This is a genomic window from Pseudomonas sediminis (assembly GCF_039555755.1).
GTDB lineage: Bacteria > Pseudomonadota > Gammaproteobacteria > Pseudomonadales > Pseudomonadaceae > Aquipseudomonas > Aquipseudomonas mendocina_D.
Map to the genome: position 1 here is coordinate 2,406,420 of NZ_CP154631.1, position 20,174 is coordinate 2,426,593.

At 61.6% G+C, this 20,174-nt stretch carries 17 protein-coding genes; 16 read left to right on the plus strand and 1 reads right to left on the minus strand.

Going from position 1 to position 20,174, the window contains the following annotated elements; genetic code table 11:
- Window positions 1-156 precede the first annotated feature (156 nt).
- The 15 genes from glnE to AAEQ75_RS11500 all read left to right on the plus strand — a co-directional run bounded on the left by glnE (window position 157) and on the right by AAEQ75_RS11500 (window position 18,054).
- Window positions 157-3,099: a bifunctional [glutamate--ammonia ligase]-adenylyl-L-tyrosine phosphorylase/[glutamate--ammonia-ligase] adenylyltransferase gene (gene glnE / locus AAEQ75_RS11430; RefSeq protein ID WP_343348793.1), complete on the plus strand. Its 2,943-nt coding sequence runs from the start codon at window positions 157-159 to the stop codon at window positions 3,097-3,099.
- A gap of 64 nt (window positions 3,100-3,163) precedes the next feature.
- Window positions 3,164-4,087: a branched-chain amino acid transaminase gene (locus tag AAEQ75_RS11435; RefSeq protein WP_003459089.1), complete on the plus strand. Its 924-nt coding sequence runs from the start codon at window positions 3,164-3,166 to the stop codon at window positions 4,085-4,087.
- A 60-nt stretch (window positions 4,088-4,147) separates the two neighbouring features.
- Entirely contained in the window at window positions 4,148-5,191 is a 1,044-nt protein-coding gene (waaF, locus tag AAEQ75_RS11440) for a lipopolysaccharide heptosyltransferase II (RefSeq protein WP_343348795.1), read from the plus strand.
- 1 nt (window position 5,192) lies between these two features.
- Window positions 5,193-6,197 (plus strand): lipopolysaccharide heptosyltransferase I, encoded by a 1,005-nt coding sequence (gene waaC / locus AAEQ75_RS11445; RefSeq protein ID WP_343348797.1) that lies wholly within the window; start codon window positions 5,193-5,195, stop codon window positions 6,195-6,197.
- A 9-nt stretch (window positions 6,198-6,206) separates the two neighbouring features.
- The gene (locus AAEQ75_RS11450) at window positions 6,207-7,331 is read left to right on the plus strand and encodes a glycosyltransferase family 4 protein (protein WP_125879019.1); all 1,125 of its coding nucleotides are present in this window, start codon (window positions 6,207-6,209) and stop codon (window positions 7,329-7,331) included.
- Complete coding sequence (rfaP, locus tag AAEQ75_RS11455) at window positions 7,328-8,134, plus strand: lipopolysaccharide core heptose(I) kinase RfaP (protein WP_343348800.1); 807 nt, start codon at window positions 7,328-7,330, stop codon at window positions 8,132-8,134. Before AAEQ75_RS11450 ends, rfaP begins: the two co-directional genes overlap by 4 nt.
- Window positions 8,135-9,100 carry a glycosyltransferase family 9 protein gene (locus tag AAEQ75_RS11460; protein WP_343348802.1) on the plus strand — a complete coding sequence of 322 codons (966 nt, stop codon included), beginning with the start codon at window positions 8,135-8,137 and terminating at the stop codon, window positions 9,098-9,100.
- A complete protein-coding gene (locus AAEQ75_RS11465; protein WP_074676336.1) occupies window positions 9,097-9,831 on the plus strand; it encodes a lipopolysaccharide kinase InaA family protein in 735 nt (244 codons plus the stop codon). The genes AAEQ75_RS11460 and AAEQ75_RS11465 overlap by 4 nt, the downstream gene beginning before the upstream one ends.
- Complete coding sequence (locus AAEQ75_RS11470) at window positions 9,828-10,571, plus strand: lipopolysaccharide kinase InaA family protein (protein ID WP_074676334.1); 744 nt, start codon at window positions 9,828-9,830, stop codon at window positions 10,569-10,571. Before AAEQ75_RS11465 ends, AAEQ75_RS11470 begins: the two co-directional genes overlap by 4 nt.
- Complete coding sequence (locus tag AAEQ75_RS11475) at window positions 10,571-12,016, plus strand: lipopolysaccharide kinase InaA family protein (protein ID WP_343348805.1); 1,446 nt, start codon at window positions 10,571-10,573, stop codon at window positions 12,014-12,016. Before AAEQ75_RS11470 ends, AAEQ75_RS11475 begins: the two co-directional genes overlap by 1 nt.
- Before the next feature lie 12 nt (window positions 12,017-12,028).
- Window positions 12,029-13,783, plus strand: a complete 1,755-nt coding sequence (locus AAEQ75_RS11480; RefSeq protein WP_343348807.1) for a carbamoyltransferase family protein — start codon at window positions 12,029-12,031, stop codon at window positions 13,781-13,783.
- Window positions 13,770-14,903 (plus strand): glycosyltransferase, encoded by a 1,134-nt coding sequence (locus AAEQ75_RS11485; protein ID WP_343348809.1) that lies wholly within the window; start codon window positions 13,770-13,772, stop codon window positions 14,901-14,903. Before AAEQ75_RS11480 ends, AAEQ75_RS11485 begins: the two co-directional genes overlap by 14 nt.
- Window positions 14,903-15,958, plus strand: a complete 1,056-nt coding sequence (locus AAEQ75_RS11490) for a hypothetical protein (protein WP_343348811.1) — start codon at window positions 14,903-14,905, stop codon at window positions 15,956-15,958. The genes AAEQ75_RS11485 and AAEQ75_RS11490 overlap by 1 nt, the downstream gene beginning before the upstream one ends.
- Window positions 15,959-15,979: 21 nt before the next feature.
- Complete coding sequence (locus AAEQ75_RS11495; protein ID WP_343348813.1) at window positions 15,980-16,945, plus strand: glycosyltransferase; 966 nt, start codon at window positions 15,980-15,982, stop codon at window positions 16,943-16,945.
- Between the two features lie 11 nt (window positions 16,946-16,956).
- Window positions 16,957-18,054 (plus strand): glycosyltransferase, encoded by a 1,098-nt coding sequence (locus tag AAEQ75_RS11500; protein ID WP_343348815.1) that lies wholly within the window; start codon window positions 16,957-16,959, stop codon window positions 18,052-18,054.
- Here the strand turns inward: AAEQ75_RS11500 and AAEQ75_RS11505 are convergent.
- The gene (locus AAEQ75_RS11505) at window positions 18,051-18,659 is read right to left on the minus strand and encodes a toluene tolerance protein (protein ID WP_343348817.1); all 609 of its coding nucleotides are present in this window, start codon (window positions 18,657-18,659) and stop codon (window positions 18,051-18,053) included. The genes AAEQ75_RS11500 and AAEQ75_RS11505 overlap by 4 nt on opposite strands.
- A 221-nt stretch (window positions 18,660-18,880) precedes the next feature.
- Here AAEQ75_RS11505 and AAEQ75_RS11510 point away from each other — a divergent pair, with 221 nt between their 5' ends.
- Window positions 18,881-20,062, plus strand: a complete 1,182-nt coding sequence (locus AAEQ75_RS11510) for an O-antigen ligase family protein (protein WP_206407936.1) — start codon at window positions 18,881-18,883, stop codon at window positions 20,060-20,062.
- Window positions 20,063-20,174 lie beyond the last annotated feature (112 nt).

The following is a 20,174-nucleotide window of genomic DNA, read 5'->3' on the forward strand; positions in this document are numbered from 1 at the left end:
AGTTTTACTACATTTCGACGACGGATTCAGCCCTCTGGATACAATTCTTTCGTAGTAAAACTACAATCCGCGGCACCGCCGGCCGCGCGTGCCCCGCTGGAGCGGGGCTGCGGGCGATTGCACCGTGCGTCCGGCAGTCCGCCAAAAGGATAGACCATGAGCCTGCCGTTGCTGGTCGAGTTGCCCCCTTCCCTTGTTCCCCTGGCCGAACGTGCCGAGCAGTCACTGCAAGCCGCCTTGGTCGAGCACGAAGCGCTGGCTGAGCGTGTTGCGGGCTGGCCGCAAGAGCGCCGCGATGCCTGGCGGCAGGTTTCGGCCTTGAGCGACTTCGTTGCCGAGCAGGCTCAGCGTGATCCGCAGATGTTCGTCGCCCTGGCGGAATCTGGTGAGCTGGAGCGTAGCCTGGCGCCGGGCGAGTTGCGCCAGCAACTGGAAGTGCAACTGAATGAATGCGCCGATGAGGATGCCCTCGGGCGCTGCCTGCGGCGCTTTCGCAATCGCCAGCAGCTGCGCATTATCTGGCGCGACTTCAGCCGCCAGGCGGCACTCGGTGAAACCTGCCGCGACTTGTCCGATCTTGCCGATGCCTGCATCGATCTGGCCTATCACTGGCTCTACCCGCGCCATTGCACGCAGTTCGGTACGCCTGTAGGGCGGCGCAGCGGCCAGCCGCAGCACATGGTCATCCTTGGTATGGGCAAGCTGGGCGCGCACGAGCTGAATCTTTCCTCTGATATCGACCTGATCTTCGGTTATCCCGAAGGCGGTGAGACCGAGGGCGTCAAGCGCCCGCTGGATAACCAGGAGTTCTTCATTCGCCTGGGGCAGAAGCTGATCAAGGCGCTGGATGCGATCACCGTAGACGGTTTTGTGTTCCGTACCGACATGCGCCTGCGCCCTTATGGTTCCAGTGGGGCGCTGGTGTTCAGCTTCAATGCGCTGGAGCAGTACTACCAGGATCAGGGCCGTGACTGGGAGCGTTACGCCATGATCAAGGCGCGCGTGGTTGGTGGTGATCAGGCTGCGGGTGCCGAGTTGCTGGAAATGCTGCGGCCCTTTGTCTACCGCCGCTATCTGGATTTCTCCGCCATCGAGGCGCTGCGCGCGATGAAGCTGCTGATCCAGCAGGAAGTGCGGCGCAAGGGTATGAGCGAGAACATCAAGCTCGGTGCCGGTGGTATTCGCGAGATCGAGTTCATCGCCCAGGCGTTTCAGTTGATCCACGGCGGGCGCGACCTCAGCCTGCAGCAGCGTCCTCTGCTCAAGGTGCTGGGTACGCTGGAAGGGCAGGGCTACCTGCCCCCGGCGGTGGTTGCGGAGATGAAGGAAGGCTACGAGTTTTTGCGTTATACCGAGCATGCCCTGCAAGGCATCGGTGACCGGCAGACGCAGATGCTGCCGGCCGATGCGCAGGACCAGGCGCGAGTCGCCGCGATCATGGGGTTCGCCGACTGGGCGAGTTTTCATGAGCGCCTGATGCACTGGCGTGGCCGCATCGAATGGCACTTCCAGCAAGTGATCGCCGATCCCGACGATGATGAGGCGCAGGCCGGCGAAACCGCCGTCGGCGCCGAGTGGCTGCCTTTATGGCAAGGCGCACTGGATGATGAGGCTGCCCAGCAGCAGCTGCAGGAGGCCGGTTTTGTCGAGGCTGCCACGGCCAATCGGCGCCTCGTCGATCTGCGCAATGGGCCGCAGGTGCGTGCCATGCAGCGGCTCGGGCGTGAGCGTCTGGATGCCTTTATTCCGCGCTTGCTGGCGCAGACCGTCGAGCACGACAAGCCGGATCTGGTGCTGGAGCGGGTGCTGCCGTTGGTCGAGAAGGTCGCCCGGCGCTCGGCCTACCTGGTGCTTCTGACTGAAAACCCAGGGGCGCTGGAGCGACTGATCACGCTCTGCGCCGCCAGCCCCTGGATTGCCGAGCAGATAGCCCGCTACCCGCTGCTGCTCGATGAGTTGCTCAATGAAGGCCGGTTGTATTCGCCGCCGCTGGCGCCGGAGTTAGCGGCCGAGTTGCGCGAGCGGCTGGTGCGCATTCCCGAGGAGGATCTGGAGCAGCAGATGGAGGCGTTGCGTCATTTCAAGCTGGCGCACAGCTTGCGCGTGGCCGCCTCGGAGATCGCCGGTACGCTGCCCTTGATGAAAGTGTCGGATTACCTCACCTGGCTGGCCGAGGCGATCCTCGACCAGGTGCTGGCGCTGGCCTGGCAGCACACGGTGCAGCGTCATGGTCGGCCGTTCCGTGCAGACGGCACACCGTGCAACCCGGACTTCATCATCGTCGGCTATGGCAAGGTCGGTGGCCTGGAGTTCGGCCACGGCTCGGATCTGGACCTGGTGTTCATCCATGACGGCGATCCGCAGGCCGAGACCGATGGTGCCAAATCCATCGACGGCGCGCAGTTCTTCACCCGCCTGGGCCAGCGCATCATCCATTTGCTGACCACTCAGACCACCTCCGGCGCCTTGTATGAAGTGGATATGCGCCTGCGACCATCGGGCGCAGCCGGGCTTCTGGTCAGCTCGCTCGGCGCCTTCCAGCGCTATCAGGAGAACGAGGCCTGGACCTGGGAACATCAGGCGCTGGTGCGCGCGCGGGTGCTGGTGGGATGCTCGCGTCTAGCCGCTGAGTTCGCCCGGGTGCGCGCCGAGGTGCTGGGGCGTCAGCGTGATGTCGAGGCGCTGCGCGTCGAGGTCAGCGAGATGCGGGCGAAGATGCGTGACAACCTTGGCAATAAAAATACCGCGGCCGGAACGGCGCCGAATGCCTTCGAGGCCACGTCCTCCTTCGATCTGAAGCAGGACGCCGGTGGTATCGTCGATATCGAATTTATGGTGCAATACGCGGCTCTGGCCTGGTCGTGGCAACACCCGCAGCTACTCGAGTTCACCGATAACATTCGCATTCTGGAAGGTCTGGAACGGGTGGGTTTGATGGGCGCCGAGGATGCCGCCTTGTTGCGCGAGGTCTACAAGATCTATCGCTCGGCCGCTCATCGCCAGGCGCTGCAGAAGCAGCCTGGAGTGGTGCCGGGGGATCAGTTTCAGGATGAGCGTCGTGCCGTGATGCGCCTGTGGCGTGAGCTGGGACTGAGTTGAATGACGGGGGCTGCGGCCCCACCTAATTGTTCGAACCGTGAAGCGAATTTGAGGAGCAGGCAAGATGTCGATGTCCGACCGTGATGGCGTGATCTGGTACGACGGCAAACTGGTGCCGTGGCGCGAAGCCAACACCCATGTGCTGACCCATACCCTGCACTACGGCATGGGCGTGTTTGAGGGTGTGCGTGCCTACAACACCCCGGACGGCACTGCGATCTTCCGTCTGCAGGCGCACACCGACCGTCTGTTCGACTCCGCGCACATCTTCAACATGCAGATTCCTTTTACCAAGGAAGAGATCAACGAAGCCCAGCGCGCCGCCGTGCGTGAAAATGGCCTGGAAAGCGCCTACCTGCGCCCGATGGTGTTCTTCGGCAGCGAAGGCATGGGTCTGCGCGCCGCAGGCCTGAAAGTGCACGTGATCGTCGCTGCCTGGCATTGGGGTGCGTACATGGGCGAGGAAGCGCTGGAGGCCGGCATCAAGGTGCGCACCAGCTCCTACACCCGCCACCACGTCAACATCGCCATGACCCGCGCCAAGGCCAACGGCAACTACATCAACTCGATGCTGGCCCTGCAGGAAGCCATCTCCGGTGGCGCCGACGAAGCAATGCTGCTGGATCCGGAAGGCTACGTGGCCGAAGGTTCGGGCGAGAACATCTTCCTGGTCAAGGACGGCGTGGTGTACACCCCGGAAGTGACCTCCTGCCTCAACGGCATCACCCGCAGCACCATCCTGACCCTGGCTGAAGAGCATGGCATCAAGGTGGTCGAGAAGCGCATCACTCGCGATGAGGTGTACATCGCCGACGAGGCGTTCTTCACCGGTACTGCCGCTGAAGTCACTCCGATCCGCGAAGTGGATGGGCGCAAGATTGGCGCCGGCCGCCGTGGTCCGGTCACCGAGAAGCTGCAGAAAGCCTACTTCGACCTGGTCACCGGCAAGACCAGTGGCCACGCCGAATGGCGTACGCTGGTCAAATAAGCGATTCCTCGAAGGCTCGACGGGGAGGCGAAAGCCTCCCCGGTCGTTTCTGGAAAGAATATGAAGATACTTATCGTTGGGCCAAGCTGGGTAGGCGACATGGTGATGGCGCAGACGCTGTTCCAGTGTCTGAAACAGCGTCACCCCGAGTGCGAGATCGACGTGCTGGCGCCGGACTGGAGCCGGCCGATCCTAGAGCGTATGCCCGAGGTGCGCGCCGCGCTGAGCCTGCCGCTGGGCCACGGCGTGCTCGACCTGGCCACGCGTCGGCGCATCGGCAAGTCGCTGGTCGGTCAGTACGACCAGGCGATCCTCTTGCCTAACTCGCTCAAGTCCGCCTTGGTGCCCTGGTTCGCCGGCATTCCCAAGCGCACCGGCTGGAAGGGCGAGATGCGTTATGGCCTGCTCAACGATATCCGCACGCTGGATAAAGACCGCTATCCGTTGATGATCGAGCGCTTCATGGCGCTGGCCTATGAGCCAGGTGCTACGTTGCCGCAACCTTATCCACAGCCGCGTTTGCAGATCGATGAGTCCAGCCGTGCAGCGGCCCTGAGCAAGTTCGGTCTGCAGCTGGATCGTCCGGTACTGGCGCTGTGCCCGGGGGCGGAGTTCGGTGAGGCCAAGCGCTGGCCGGCCGAGCATTACGCCAAGGTGGCCGAGATCAAGATCCGCGAGGGTTGGCAGGTCTGGCTGTTCGGCTCGAAGAACGATCATGCCGGCGGCGAAGACATTCGCATGCGCCTGATTCCAGGGCTGCGTGAGGAAGTCAGCAACCTGTCCGGGCAGACCAGCCTGGCCGAGGCCATCGACCTGATGTCGGCCGCCACTGCCGTGGTCTCCAACGATTCCGGGCTGATGCACGTAGCAGCGGCGCTGAACCGTCCGCTAGTGGCGGTCTATGGCTCCACCTCGCCAGGTTTCACTCCGCCGCTGGCTGATCGCGTCGAGATTGTTCGCCTGGGGTTGGAGTGCAGCCCTTGTTTCGAGCGTACCTGCCGCTATGGCCACTACAACTGCCTACGCGAACTCAAGCCGCGGCCGGTGATCGAGGCGCTGGATCGGTTGGTTGGCGAAACCTTGACCCTGGTCGAGGGCGACTGATTTGCGGGTACTGATCATCAAGACCTCGTCGCTGGGCGACGTGGTGCATACCCTGCCGGCGTTGACCGACGCGGCACGTGCTATTCCCGGCATTCATTTCGATTGGGTGGTGGAAGAAGGCTTCGCCGAAATTCCGGCCTGGCATCCGGCGGTGTCCCAAGTGATTCCGGTGGCCATCCGCCGCTGGCGCAAGCATCCGCTGCGCACTTGGCGTAGCGGTGAGTGGGCGCGTTTCAAGCAGCGCCTACGGGAAACCCGCTACGACCTGGTGATCGATGCCCAGGGCCTGCTCAAGAGTGCCTGGTTGACGCGCTATGTGTCGGCACCGGTGGCGGGGCTGGATCGTGATTCGGCGCGTGAGCCGCTGGCCAGTCGTTTCTACGACCGCCGCTACGCGGTAGCCAAGGATCAGCATGCGCTGGAGCGTGTGCGCCAGCTGTTCGCCAAGGCGCTCGGTTACACGCTGCCGTCCGGCAGCGGTGACTACGGTCTCAACCGTGCGGCGATGATGGATGCCGCCGCGCAGCCGTACTTGGTGTTCCTGCATGGCACCACCTGGACCAGCAAGCACTGGCCCGAAGCCGATTGGCGTGCGCTGGCCGAGCGCATGGACGAGCTGGGCTGGGCCGTGCGCCTGCCCTGGGGCAACGAGATCGAGAAGGCGCGTGCTGAACGCATCGCCGCCGGTCTCACGCATGCCGCCGTGCTGCCGAAGCTGAACCTGGCCGGCGTAGCCAAGGTGATTGCCGGTGCCAGCGCCTGCGTCTCCGTCGACACCGGGCTCGGTCATCTGGCTGCGGCGCTGGATGTACCCAATATTTCGCTGTATGGCCCGACGTTGCCCGGCAAGGTGGGCGCCTATGGCCGTAGCCAGATTCACCTGTGTGCCAGTGGTCCGGGCGCCGGTAGCGGTGACCGTGACAAGCCCTGCTTCGATGGTCTCGGCGCCGAGCGCGTCGGGTTGGAACTGGAGGCGCTGCTGCTCGCGCCTCCCGGCACCTTTTAAGGAGCGGCTATGCAACTGGCCTTCGTTCTCTACAAATACTTCCCGTTCGGTGGGCTGCAGCGCGATTTCATGCGCATCGCCCTGGAATGCCAGGCGCGTGGTCACGCCATTCGCGTTTATACGCCGATCTGGGAAGGGGAAAACCCCGGCGGCTTCGATGTGCGCGTAGCGCCGGTGCGTGCGCTGTTCAACCATCGCCGCAACGAGAAATTCAGCGCCTGGCTGCAGGCTGACCTGAAGCGCGACCCGGTTGATCGGGTGATCGGCTTCAACAAGATGCCTGGCCTTGACGTGTACTACGCCGCTGACGGCTGTTTCGAGGACAAGGCGCAGACCCTGCGCAACCCGATCTATCGCCGTTGGGGGCGCTACAAGCACTTCGCCGAGTACGAGCGCGCGGTGTTTGCGCCGGAGTCGAAGACCGAGATCCTGATGATCTCCGAGGTGCAGCAGCCGCTGTTCGTCAAACACTACAAGACCCCGCTACAGCGTTTCCACCTGCTACCGCCCGGCATTGCCTTTGACCGCCGCGCGCCGGCCAATGCCGCCGAGATTCGCGCCGAGTTCCGTCGCGAGTTCAGGCTGGCCGACGACGACCTGTTGCTGGTGCAGATTGGCTCCGGCTTCAAGACCAAGGGCCTGGATCGCAGCCTCAAGGCGCTGGCCGCGTTGCCGCGTGAGCTGCGCAAGCGCACCCGTCTGATCGCCATCGGCCAGGACGATCCCAAGCCCTTCCTGCTGCAGATCAAGGCGCTGGGTTTGTCCGATCAGGTGCAGATACTCAAGGGCCGCAGCGACATCCCGCGTTTTCTGCTCGGCGCTGACCTGCTGATCCACCCGGCCTACAACGAGAACACCGGCACCGTGCTGCTGGAAGCGCTGGTGTCCGGCCTGCCGGTACTGGTCACCGATGTCTGCGGCTACGCGCATTACATCGCCGAGGCCGACTGCGGTCGCGTGCTGCCCAGTCCATTCGAGCAGGAACAGCTCAATCGTACCTTGGCCGACATGCTGGCCGATCCGAAGCAGCGCGGCTTCTGGGGTCGTAACGGCCTGGCCTATGCCGACAGCGCTGACCTGTACTCGATGCCGAAGAAGGCAGCTGATGTGATCCTCGCGGAGAGACGCGCGTGAAGCTGATTCTTGCCGAGCCCTTCAAGAGCCTGTGGTCGGGCCGCGATGCTTTCGATGCCGTCGAAGCGCTTCAGGGGCAGGTATATCGTGAGCTGGAAGGCCGCCGCACATTGCGCACCGAAGTCGATGGGCGTGGCTATTTCGTCAAGATCCACCGTGGCATCGGCTGGGGCGAGATCGTCAAGAACCTGCTCACGGCCAAGGCTCCGGTGCTCGGTGCTGCGCAGGAGTGGCAGGCGATCCAGCGTTTGACCGAAGCTGGGGTGCCGACAATGACCGCTGTTGCCTACGGCGAGCGTGGCAGCAATCCGGCGCGCCAGCACTCGTTTATCGTCACCGAGGAGCTGGCGCCGACCGTCGATCTGGAGCAGCTCAGCCTCAACTGGGCGCAGCAACCGCCGAAGGCTGCGCTCAAGTGGGCCTTGATCGAGCGAGTAGCACAGATGACCGGCAACATGCACCGCGCCGGGGTCAACCACCGCGACTGCTATATCTGCCACTTCCTGCTGCACATCGATCGGCCGATTCAGGCCAATGATCTGCGCCTGTCGGTCATTGATCTGCATCGCGCCCAGGTACGCAGTGCCACACCACGTCGCTGGCGCGACAAGGATCTGGCCGCGCTGTATTTTTCGGCGCTGGATATCGGCCTGACCCGTCGTGACAAGCTGCGCTTTCTGCGTACCTACTTCCAGCGTCCTCTGCGCCAGGTGCTGCGTGAGGAAGCGAACCTGCTCGCCTGGCTGGAGCGCAAGGCGGCGAAACTGTATGAGCGTAAGCAGCGTTATGGAGATCGACTGTAGATGTCGGAGAGCAAGACACTGATCGCCCCGGGGTTGAAGGTGGCGCTTGTGCCGTGCCCGGCACTCGGAGACACCACTTTGTTCCTACGCCTTGCCTGGCGCTTGCAGACTGCCGGTGCACAGGTCTCCCTGGCTTCCGCTTCGCTGGCTTCCATACGCGAGTATCTGCCAGGGCTGGAGGTAGTGGGTGGTACACCTGATGTGGTTGCTCTGGCCGCGTGCAACGATCTGGTGATCTGCGCCATCGACTGGCAGGTCGATGTACCGCTGAGCAACGTGGCCTACTTGGCTGGCAAGAAACTTCCGCGTGGGTTCAAGCCCGAGCAACAGCCTGTTTCATTGCGAGGGCGTGAGATTGCGGGGGCGCATAATGTCATCTGCCGCGACCCCAAGGCTGGCAAGAGCATGGTGCAGTGGATAGATCTGTATGCCGAGGAAATACTGGGGCTTGACCTGACTCAGCCTGTTGCAGGTCTGCAGGCGATGCCTGCCCAACCTGCAGATGCGGAGCGACGCATCGCTATCTTTCCAACGACGCCGCATACCAGCAAGAATTTTTCATGCTCTGGATTTCGCCGTCTGGCACGGCGCCTGGTCGCCCGGGGGTGGCTGGTCGAGTTCGTCGGCATTCCCGCTGAGCAGCAAATGTTGAGCGCTGCATACCCAGGCTACAGCGTGCACGCATTCAATGATCTGAAAGGGCTTGTCGACTTTCTGCGTACCTGCTCCGTCGTCATCAGCAACGACTCGGGAGGCGGGCATCTTGGTTCGCTCCTGGGCCTGCGCACGTTCACCATTACCCGTCGTCGTAGCGATTTCACCTGGCGCCCAGGCTTCAACGAACTCAATAGCGTCATCAATCCGGTGCTGAGCTTCAAGTGGTTGGGCAAGACGGTGTGGCGTCCGTTTATTCCGTTGCGCCGGATCGTACAGGCCTTGCCAAGCTGGAAAGGAAAACAGGCATGACGGCCTGGAGGCACGATCTGCAAGATCCGCAGTTGCTCGCGGCGTTCGGTACGCTCGAGGCCGTATTCGCCCTCGAGGGGGAGCGCCTGACCAAGGACCCATTGTCTGAGGTTATTCGTGTCGAGCTTCTGGGCGTGCGCTATTACGTCAAGCGCTACTGGGGGGCCGGCAAGGGTTTGCGGCGCTATCTGGGGCGTCCCAGGGTCAAGGCCGAATGGCAGAACCTCAAATTGTTCGCCAAGTGGGGTATTCCCACTGCGCCGATCGTCGCTCATGGACTCGAGCGCCGGGGCGGCGCATTCGTGCGTGGTGCGCTGGTGACCCGTGAACTCGAAGGGACGCTCGACCTGGCAGAAATGGCAAATCGACGCGACCCTCGTTTGGCTGATGCCAGGTGGGTTGAGTGTGTCAGCCGGCAGTTGGCCGACGGAACCCGGGCGCTGCACGACCACCACTTCACTCACAATGATTTGAAGTGGCGCAATCTGCTGGTCAACGAGAAAGCCGAGCTGTTCTTTATTGATTGTCCGACCGGCAGTTTCTGGTGGGGGCCGTTACTGCGCTATCGGATCGTCAAGGACCTGGCGTGCTTGGACAAGGTCGCCAAATACCATCTGTCGCGAACGCAGCGTCTGCGCTTCTACCTGCAATACCGGGAACGCAGTCGACTGAGTCGCGATGACAAGCAGCGTGTCCTGCAAATCCTGAAGTTCTTCGAGGGGCGCGAATGAGCGACTTCATTGCAATGGAGGATCGTGCGCTGCTCGAGCGTCACGGGCTGGCCAGTTTCGAGGCGCTCTGGGCGCTGAAGCTGGAGGCGGTGGACGAGCCCAATACCGAGCGTGGCGGTTGGAGCAGTGTGTATCGCCTTGAGCTGGACGAGCGTGCTTTCTATCTCAAGCGGCAGAGCAATCATCTGACTCGCAGCCTGCTGCACCCCTTCGGCGAACCCACTTTTGCCCGCGAGTTTCGCAATATTCGCCGTTATGCCGAGTTGAACATTCCGGCCCTGCAGGCTGCGTTCTTTGCTGAGCGCCGAGTGCCGGGCGAGCGCCGTGCCGTTCTGCTGACCCGCGCATTGGACGGCTGGCAGGATCTGGATAGCTGGCTGTCGCGCTGGCATGAACTCGATGCGCTGCATCGTGGCGGCATCCTGCGTGCCTGTGGCGAGCTGGCGCGACGCCTGCACCAGGCCGGGCAGGTGCATGGGTGTTTCTATCCCAAGCACATCTTTCTGCACGAACAGGTCGATGGTTTCGAGGCGCAATTGATCGATCTGGAGAAGACCCGGCCGCTGTTGCTCGGTCGCCGCGACCGGATCAAGGATCTGGAGCCCCTGTTGCGCCGCGCCAGAGTCTGGAGCGAGGCTGAGGTGCGCGAACTGTTGGCTGCCTATCTGGGCGCTGCGACGGATGTTGATGGCTGGTGGTTTCAGTTAGGCGCTCGTCAGCGTCACAAGGAGGCGCGCTGATGCGCTTGAGCGAACTCGCTGAGGCTGGGCGCAGCCTCGAGCTGCCGCTGACGCTGCAGGTCGACGGTGAGCCGTTGATACTGGAGTGCCTGCTGCGTGTGCTGCCTGGGCAGCGTTACGTCGGCATGGCCCGCTGGCGGGGGCGCCAGGTGTTGGCCAAGTTGCTGGTGGGCGGCAAGGCGCAGCGGCACTTCCAGCGCGAGCTTGAGGGTGCGCAGATGCTGGCCGAACAAGGGCTGGTCACGCCCGAACTGCTGGCGCAGGGTTGTATCGACGGGCAGGGCGGCTGGCTGCTGTTCGACTATCTGGACGGCGCGCAGAGCCTCTGGCAGGCCTGGCACGAGGTCACGCAGCAACCGGTTCTCAGCGATGGCCAGCAAGGCGTGCTGGCACAGGCGCTAGGCGCTATCGGGCAGATGCACGCTCAGGGGCTGTGGCAGGCCGACCTGCATCTGGACAACCTGCTGCGGTACGACGGGAGCCTGTATCTGATCGATGGGGGTGGTGTGCGCTGGGAAACCCCGGGCCAGCCGCTGTCCCGCGCGCGCGTACTGGAAAACCTCGGCGTGTTCTTCGCCCAGTTGCCGGCCGAGCTTGATCCCTTCCTCGAAGAGTTGCTGATCCACTACCTGCTGGCCAACGGCGAGCACGCGTTGCCGCTGGAAATGCTCCAGGCCGAGATTGCCAAGGTGCGCCGTTGGCGCCTGCGCGATTACCTGAAGAAGACGGCGCGCGACTGCAGCCTGTTCGCTGCACGTATCGGTGCCTTCGGCCTGCGCGTGGTGCGCCGGGAAGCGGAACCGACACTGCAGCCGCTGCTGGCCGATCTGGACGCTTGCATCGATGCCGGGCACATCTACAAGACCGGCGGCGCCGCCACGGTGGCGCGCGTCGAGGTGGGCGGTCGGCCTCTGGTGGTCAAACGCTACAACGTGAAGAACTGGCTGCACTGGCTCAAACGCTTCTGGCGGCCGAGCCGTGCCTGGCATAGCTGGCGCGAAGGTAATCGCCTGCAACTGCTCGGTTTGACCACGCCGACGCCGCTGGCCGTGATCGAACGACGCTGGTGTTGGCTGCGCGGTCGCGCTTACCTGATTACCGACTATTGTGGCGGGCAGGATATAATCGCCCGTTTCGAGGCATACAAGCAGGCAACACCCCCGGAAACCGAGCTGCTGGCGCTGGATCGACTGTTCGCTGCCCTGCTGCGCGAACGCATCAGCCATGGTGATTTCAAGGGGCATAACCTGTTCTGGGATGTTGAACTGGGCGCCTGGTCGCTGATCGACCTCGATGCCATGCGTCAGCATCGCAGTGCACACAGTTTCGCCCGGGCCTATGCCCGCGACCGCGCCCGTTTTCTGCGCAACTGGCCGGCGGACTCAGCTCTGCACCAGTTGCTCGACCAACGTTTACCGCAGGTGCCCGGCACCTGCCCGAATTAGAGGCTCAAACCTGTGGCACTGACCATTCTCGGCCTGTCCGGCGCCCTCAGTCACGATCCGTCCGCCGCGCTGTACATCGACGGCAAGCTGATCGCGGCCGTGGAAGAGGAGCGCTTCGTGCGCGACAAGCATGCGAAGAACCGCATGCCCTACGAGTCGGCCAAATTCTGCCTGGAGCAAGCCGGGGTCAAGCCCTCGGATGTCGACGTGGTAGCGATTCCCTTCGCCCCCATCAGCATCTTCGAGAAGGCCCGCTGGCAGTACGCCAAGCGCTATGCCTACGCCCCGGATCGCGCTCTCGATGCCATCCTGTTCGGCAACCGCCGCTACAAGCGCTACAAGAAGCGCATCGAGTGGTGCCTGGTACAGCTCGGCTTCGACCTGAAGAAGATCAAGATCGAGCCGGTCGAGCACCACCTGGCGCACGCTTCCAGCGCCTATCACTGCTCGGGCTTCCAGGAAAAAACCGCGATCCTCGGCATCGACGGCAAGGGCGAGTACGCCACGACCTTCTTCGGCTATGGCGAGAACGGCAAGATCCACAAGATCAAGGAATTCTACGATCCGGATTCGCTCGGCGGTCTCTACGGTGCGATCACCGAGTACCTGGGTTTCGAGATGCTCGATGGCGAGTTCAAGGTCATGGGCATGGCGCCTTATGGCGATGCTGCCAAGTACGATTTCTCGCGTCTGGCCAAGTTCGAGAACGGCGAGCTGATCATCAACACCGAGTACGCCAACGTCATTGGTTTCCGTCGCTACAAGGAAAATGGCAAGGGCTACTACTTCTCGCCCAAACTGATCGAATGGCTCGGGCCGAAGCGTGAGGGCGATATCGCCGACGACCCTTACATCCATTACGCGGCCAGCATGCAGGCGCTGTTCGAGAAGTTGGCGCTGCAGATGATGGAGTACTACCTGGGCGACATCCTCAAGGAAACTGGCAAGATCGCCTTCGCTGGCGGCTGCGCGCTGAACGTCAAGCTCAACCAGAAGATCATCGCCCGCGATGACGTCAAGGAGCTGTTCGTGCAGCCGGCTTCCGGTGATGCCGGCACCGCCGTTGGTGCTGCCGCCTACGTCTCGCATAAGCGTGGCGTGCCGGTGGAGAAGATGGAGCACGTCTACCTCGGCCCCTCGTACAGCAACGAAGAGGTTATCGCCGCTTGCGCCAAGCACCCGAACCAGCCGGTTTTCAAACGCATCGACAACACGGCTGAGCGCATCGCCAAGATCATGGTCGATGGCAACCCGGTGGCCTGGTTCCAGGGCCGTATGGAGTTTGGCCCGCGCGCCCTCGGTGGCCGTTCGATCATCGGTTGCCCAAGCATTCCGGGCGTCGCCGACCGCATCAACGAGCAGATCAAGTTCCGCGAGCGCTGGAGACCCTTCTGCCCGTCCATGCTCGACACCGTGGCGGCGAAGATGCTCAAGGTGGATCACCCGAGCCCGTTCATGACCTTCACCTTCGAGGTGAACGAAGAGTGGAAAGAGCGCGTCAGCGAAGTGGTGCATGAAGACGGCACCTCGCGCGCTCAGGTGCTGGAGCGCCAGTACAACCCGCGCTGGTATGACCTGATGCTGGAGTTGGAGAAGCTCACCGGCAATGGTGTTTCGCTGAACACCTCGCTCAACCGTCGTGGCGAGCCAATGATCTGTTCGCCGACCGATGCGCTGAACATGTTCTACGGCTCGGACCTGCAATACCTGATCATGGAAGACGTACTTGTGGTCAAGGACGGCAAGGATTGGTATGACAGCGTCTGAGCAGGCCTCTGGCGCGGCGCAGCGCTGGGTTCTGCAGTTTTGCCATGGTTATGACGGCCCTTTTCTGGATTGTGCGCGGCAGTATGCGGTGCTATTCAAGGGCTCGCCTTACAAGGTCTGCACCGTCTACCTGACTGGTAAGCCGTCAGCGGAGGTCGAGCGCGGCTCGGCGTCCGACGAGGTGATCTTCCTCGACTATTCCAGCGCGCAGGTGCGCGGTCTCAAGTTGGGGGCAATCCGCGATTTGCGCCGGATCGCTGCTTCGCGTGATTTCGGCCTGTGCATCGCGCACCGCTTCAAACCGATCTATGTCGCGCTGCTTGGCAGCCGCCTACCGGTGATCGGCGTGCATCACGCCTTTGGCGACTACAAGCGCCGTTCGCGGCAGATGTTCGCCAACCTTTTCCGCAAGCGCCTGATGCTTCTCGGCGTCTCCAATGCCGTGCGCGACGACATGCGCGCCTGCCTGTCCGATTGGCCGACAGAGCGCATCGAGACACTCTATAACCGAATCGACGTCGCTTCAGTGCAGGCCGATCAGGTATCCCGCGAGGCCGCGCGTGAACATCTGGCTTTGCCCCAGGATGCCTGGGTGGTCGGCAACGTCGGCCGCCTGCACCCGGACAAGGACCAGGCCACGCTCATCCGTGGTTTTGCTCAGGCCTTGCCGCAGCTACCAACTGGTAGCCTGCTGGTGATCATGGGCAGTGGCCGTCTGGAAGCCGATCTCAAGGCCTTGGCGGCTGAGCTGGGCGTCAGCGAGTCGGTGCGTTTTCTCGGCCAGGTGTCGAATGCAAGGCGCTATTTCAAGGCGTTCGACGTATTCGCCCTGACCTCCGATCACGAGCCATTTGGCATGGTGCTGCTGGAAGCGATGGCCGCCGGAGTGCCGGTGCTGGCGACCGATTGTGGAGGGGCTCCCGAGGTTGTGTGTGAGCCGCAAGCACTGTTTCCGCTGGGCGACGCTGCGACGTTGGCGTCTCGTTTGTCGGTTGTATCAAGCACTGATTGGAAACCGATCGAGCACGGTGTGAAGGGCTGTTTCACGGACGAGGGCGCTCATGCGTGTTTCTGGTCGCGGCCGGGTGTCGTGTGTCTAGCGCAGTCGAGGAAACCATGATGCCTGAGCGCGTATCCAGGCAGCTGGTTTATCTGGTTTACGGAGGTAAGCTGGAATATCATCAGGAGGCCAAGTACAGCATCCTCTCGGCCCTGCACCATGCCCAGGGAGCCTGCCCTCGAATTCTGCTGTACACCGATGAGCCCGAGCAGTTCCGCGGTTGGCCGGTCGATCTGATCACGCTCGATGCCGAGACCTTGAAGACCTGGACAGGCCCTGCAACTTACCTGCACCGTCGAAAAGCTGCTGCCATTCGTGATGCATTGCAGTATGCCGAGCAAAGCATTTTCATCGATACGGACACCTTCTTTCTGGATTCTCCGGTGAGGCTCTTCGAGCGTCTGGCAAAAGCGCCGTGGCTTGTCGATGAAATCGAAGGTATCTGGAAAGAGTACAAGGGCGAGCCCCTGCATGATGTATTGGCGCCCTATTTGGCAGAACGGCATGGAGTCGATCAGCAGATGTTGCTGATCAACTCTGGCGTTCTGGGTTTCCAGGCAGATGCCTCTGGTTTGATGGATGAGGTGCTGAGTCTCATTGATGTCATGCATCCGATGGTTCCCAAGATTCATATCATCGAGCAATTCGCCGTTGGAGTGGCGGCCAGACACCTGGGGCGGCCTGCGGAGTCTCGCGGGGTGATCAAGCATTATTTTTCGGGGAAGAATTATTGGCGTCACCTGGTCGCTGCGTTCTTTCGGCGCCATGGTGACGCGTTCTCAGAGCTCGCCGTGCAGGCAGTTCTTGAGATGCCAACCACAAAGCCGAGGCCTGCTTTGGGGCACCGTTTGTACTTTCGTTTGCGAAGTCTGTTCCTACCCTCCCGAGCCCGCTCTCATGCCAAGCTGGCGTACTACGCTGCAGTGATGCGCGCCGATCCCTACGCTGAGGCCTGTGGCCATGGCTATGCAGAGGAGTTGCGGCGCAAAGCCATTCCCGCAGGTGAAAGCCTGAGCATGCAACCCTGGAGCAAGATATTGAGTGGGCAGCAGAAGCGGTATCTGGCGAGGCTGCTGGGTGAGGCTGCTTCAGGGAGCTCTCGTGATCTTTCCTAATCGCGTATTCGAGGTGTGCCTTTGAACGTGCTTTTTCTCGTCCAGGCCGAGCAACGAGCGATACTGGATCGACTGTACGATGGTATTGCACAAGCGTGCGATAGCTGTGATATCCGTTGGCTGAGCAGCGATGAACAAGCCAATCTGCAGCGTTACTTCCGTGAGCACGTGGATGTATCGCGTTACGACAGAATTCTCTTCTTTCTGCGTTTCAAGAAAGAAATGCGTCAATGGCGTTTTATTCGCACCCTGCCCAATCTGGTTATCCTGGAACACGACGCCTACCAGAACTACATCCCCTGTAAGTACACGGGCAAGTTCAGCGCGCATTACCGGCGGATGCCCTGGGTGCGCATCATCAGTTCCGGTGCACAGGTCAGCCAGCGTTTGTGCGATGAGGGCTTCGACGCCTGTTTCGTGCCCAAGGGCTATGACCAGGCGTTGCTCTCCTATCAGGGCCGGGAGCGGGATATCGAGCTGGCTTTCGTCGGCAGCACCAAGAGCGTGGCCTACAGTGGGCGCAAGGCGCTACTCGATGAGCTCGGGCAGGTCGAGAATCTGCTCGTAACCAAGACCAAATCGGGTGAGGAGTATTGCGATACGCTCAACCGCATTCGCTTCTTCGTGAGTGCCGATGTCGGTATGGGCGAGTACATGATCAAGAATTTCGAGGCCATGGCATGCGGTTGTGTGCTGCTGGCCTATGATCATGGGGAGCAGGAAAATGCGGCTCTCGGTTTCGTCGATATGCACAACTTGGTTCTGTATCGAAACGTCGCCGAATTGCGCGAGAAGCTGCATATGTTGCGGCAGGATCCGTCCAGAACTGCAGCTATCGCCGAGGCGGGGCGTCAACTGGCCGAGCAATACTATGGTTTCGCCGCCATCGGGCACCAGATCGTCGAGGCCATGCGTCCGCCGTTACGTCGGGCATCGCAGCCTTCCTGGTTGCAGTTGCAGCTGCGCAAGGTTGGCGTTTACTACTAAGGCAGGTGCCAGTGGATATCCTCAACATCATGTGGGGAGGCGGCCCGGCATTCGTCTCCGTGCACAAGGTGCACCGCGAAATTCTCCGCTTCGGCGAGCCCGGCGCGTCAATCAGTAGCCTTTTGCTGCAGGGTGGCGAGGCGGGCGCACTGGCGGAAGTCGGAGAAGTTTCGTGTCTTGAGCTGTCCTCTGCGCGTATCAAGGGGCGCGGTCTTAATGCGCTACGACGCTGGTTCGACCGCCGACGTCTGGCCGCAGTGCTGGTCTCGCGCCAGCCACGGGTGGTGCTGCTAGACGGCATTGGTGTGGCCGCCTACGTTCTTCCAATACTGTCTGCACTGAGCGAGGTGCGGGTCATTGTGCTGTTTCACGGCCACAAGCGCCTCAGGCCTGATCAGGTCAGGCTGCTGCAGCGGTTCCCGGCCGACAGACTGCAGTTGGTGGCGGTTTCTGAAACGCTGGCTGGCGATCTTGAGCGTCAGGTCGGGCGTAGTGTTCTTGGCGGTCGCATCGCTCTGGAGCCGACCACGCTGCGAGCGTCGCTCAAGAGCAGGGAGGATGCCCAGCGTGCTCTGGGTTTGCCAGTGGCCGCAACGGGGCGCACGATCGGGGCTGTGGGCCGGCTAGTCGCCGAGAAGGGCTTCGCTCTGCTGATCGAGGCGGTGGCCGGCTGGTTGAAGGCTCATCCCGGAGATCGCCTGGTGATAGTCGGTGAAGGACCGGAACGGGAGGCCTTGCTTGCGCTGGCGCAGAGGCTTGGCGTCGTCGACCAGGTCTATCTGCCGGGTCATGTCGCAGAGGCCCCGCGCTTGTATCAGGCGTTCGACCTGCTATGTATCCCGTCTCGTCAGGAGGGCCTGGGATTGGTGCTGCCTGAGGCTGTCATCGCTGGCATCCCCGTACTGGCAACAGATCTACCCGTCTTCCGCGAACAGCTGGCCGGAGATTTCGGCTTGCAGGCTTCTGATCGCAAGGATGCCTGGGAGGTTGCCCTGCATCAGCATCTGCAGGGCGATTTGGCGGCGTTGGCGCAGGCGCAGCAGCAAGGCCTTGATCCCGAGGGCGCCTGGTTGCGCTTCAGCGAGGATTACCGCGCGTTGTTGCGTTAGTCGTCCAGAACTGCCGTAGTCAGGGCGGCCATTGGGAACTGCTCCGCTAGGCCGAGGTTTTTCAGCAGACGCGTAAAGTGGGCGAGGTTGCGCCTGGCCTTGGCCTTCGATAAAGGCCGGCGTTGAACGCTCAGGTCGGCAATGTCGATCAGGCCCAGCGAGCCTTCCGGTGTTCGTACGATATTGCCCAGGTGAAGCGAGCGGAAATAGATACCGCGAAGGTGCAAGGTGCGAATGAAGTCGACCAGATTCGGTAGCTGCGTGGTGAAGGCAGTCGGGTCTTCCAGATAGATATCCTTGAGCGTTCTTCCTTGCAGCGGGCTATACAGCACCGCGCTCAGCGAGGTGTCCTCCAGTTGATACAGTTCCAATGGAGTGAGTGTGGGGATGCCGAGTGATTTCAGGCGCTTGGCATTGAGCCAGAAACGATCCGAATAGGGAACGAACAGCGCCGAGGAGAGCAGGCGCTTGCGTCTGAAGAGTTTGAGAAAGTTACCGTCGGCCAATCTGTACACTTTGGGGCCGAGACTGTCCTCCTCCAGAACCTGTGCGTCGGCCGTCAGGGTGGCTAGCATGTTGTTGCTTAGTTTGGTTTTGATGGGCATGAAGTGGGCCGGGCGTTCAATTGGCTGTCAAACCAGCGAGTATATGAGAGTTCAGCGCTGGATACGGCTTCGCTCGCGTTGATCGATCGCTGCGCTAAAAGCGAGGTAAATCAATTGTGTAGCGTGAGTCATTGGGGGCGAGCCATCCTCTTGATGGCGTGTAGAATATCATCCTCTGAATACATGGCCGTCATCAGATGGCCCATCTTACTGGAGTGAAGATGGTAGGCGTTCGTAGTGCCTGGGCGGTCGGCGTCCTGTGTATGGGATATCTGTGGTTTCTGTTCGGCATTGTCTGGGTGCCCAGTAACAAGCTCTATCAGCAGGGGCTGGTGTTGCTTCTATGGTTGCCAGTGCTGATCGCAGTGCTGGTGCTACACAAGCGGTTGCTGCCAGTCTGGCGAACCAACAAGGTATTTCTGGGGCTGTTGCTGATGCTGCTGGGCTGGGCGGCACTAAGCACACTCTGGACCGCCGCCGAAGAGCCACTCAAGGAGCTAAAACGGGTTCTGTATGTTGGCTTGTTTCTACTTTTATTTCAGATACTGGCCGAATTGCGATCGGCATTTGTCTGGAAAGGACTGGGCTTGGCCTTTGTCGCGCTAGCGCTCTCCTGTCCGGTCAGCTTCTATCTGTTTTATGTGCAAGGTATGCATCCGCTGTACGCAAGGTTGGATGGTATAGGGCAGGCCGGCCATCCCATTCTTGGCGCTTATGTGATGGCGTTGGCCGTCATGTGGGGGCTGCAGTTCATACCTCGTCAGCCTTGGCAACGCCTCGTGTGGGCCGGGTTGATCTCCCTGCTAATCGCATTTGTCGTGCTCGGGCAGAGCCGCGGTGCCATGTTGGCTCTCGCATTGGCTCTGCTGTCTATGCCGCTCTGGAACGGTGGGCGCATCGCCTGGCTGGTCGCACTGATTACCTGCGCTTTGGCTGTTGTGGGTGCGGTGTTGTTCATGCCGTTTATCCTGGAGCGCGGCTTCTCCTATCGCCCGGAGATATTCGCCTCCAGTGTGCAGATGATCATGCACAATCCCTGGCTCGGCCTGGGAATCGGTTCGGAGTACCGCGTATTTACTGCCAACTTCCCTGATGGGTTTGATCACTCCCACAATGCCTTCACTCACGCGGCCATTGAGCTTGGGATTCCAGGTTTGTTGCTGTGGGGCGGGCTCTGGCTGGAGGCTTTTCGGGTCGCCTGGCTTCAACGCTCTTCGTGGGAAGGGCGTCTACTGCTGAGCAGTCTCCTGGTTGCCTTTGTCGCGTTGCAGTTTGACGCGGCCAGTCTCTGGGATAGCCCGCGAGCCGAGTGGTTTGTCTCCTGGCTACCGATCGGGCTAGCGATGGCGCTCGCCGCCCGTCGGGCTCGCTCTGCCGAGCCCGGGTTGCAAAGATTCGATTGAATCGGCCCGTCGTGCTCTTGAGGCTGCCCCAAGGAAGGGGCGTAAAAACTTCTCGATGTGCTTAGGTGCGTAGCGAGAGCGTGCTGTTACAATCCGCCCCTTGCTAATCCTG

Bases quoted from the DNA above. Each gene is read 5' to 3' on its own strand.
- glnE (WP_343348793.1), top strand. From the start codon at position 157: ATGAGCCTGCCGTTGCTGGTCGAGTTGCCCCCTTCCCTTGTTCCCCTG.
- AAEQ75_RS11460 (WP_343348802.1), top strand. From the start codon at position 8,135: ATGTCGGAGAGCAAGACACTGATCGCCCCGGGGTTGAAGGTGGCGCTT.
- AAEQ75_RS11450 (WP_125879019.1), top strand. From the start codon at position 6,207: ATGCAACTGGCCTTCGTTCTCTACAAATACTTCCCGTTCGGTGGGCTG.
- AAEQ75_RS11475 (WP_343348805.1), top strand. From the start codon at position 10,571: ATGCGCTTGAGCGAACTCGCTGAGGCTGGGCGCAGCCTCGAGCTGCCG.
- AAEQ75_RS11485 (WP_343348809.1), top strand. From the start codon at position 13,770: ATGACAGCGTCTGAGCAGGCCTCTGGCGCGGCGCAGCGCTGGGTTCTG.
- AAEQ75_RS11470 (WP_074676334.1), top strand. From the start codon at position 9,828: ATGAGCGACTTCATTGCAATGGAGGATCGTGCGCTGCTCGAGCGTCAC.
- waaF (WP_343348795.1), top strand. From the start codon at position 4,148: ATGAAGATACTTATCGTTGGGCCAAGCTGGGTAGGCGACATGGTGATG.
- AAEQ75_RS11505 (WP_343348817.1), bottom strand. From the start codon at position 18,659: ATGCCCATCAAAACCAAACTAAGCAACAACATGCTAGCCACCCTGACG.
- AAEQ75_RS11465 (WP_074676336.1), top strand. From the start codon at position 9,097: ATGACGGCCTGGAGGCACGATCTGCAAGATCCGCAGTTGCTCGCGGCG.
- AAEQ75_RS11490 (WP_343348811.1), top strand. From the start codon at position 14,903: ATGCCTGAGCGCGTATCCAGGCAGCTGGTTTATCTGGTTTACGGAGGT.
- AAEQ75_RS11435 (WP_003459089.1), top strand. From the start codon at position 3,164: ATGTCGATGTCCGACCGTGATGGCGTGATCTGGTACGACGGCAAACTG.
- AAEQ75_RS11510 (WP_206407936.1), top strand. From the start codon at position 18,881: ATGGTAGGCGTTCGTAGTGCCTGGGCGGTCGGCGTCCTGTGTATGGGA.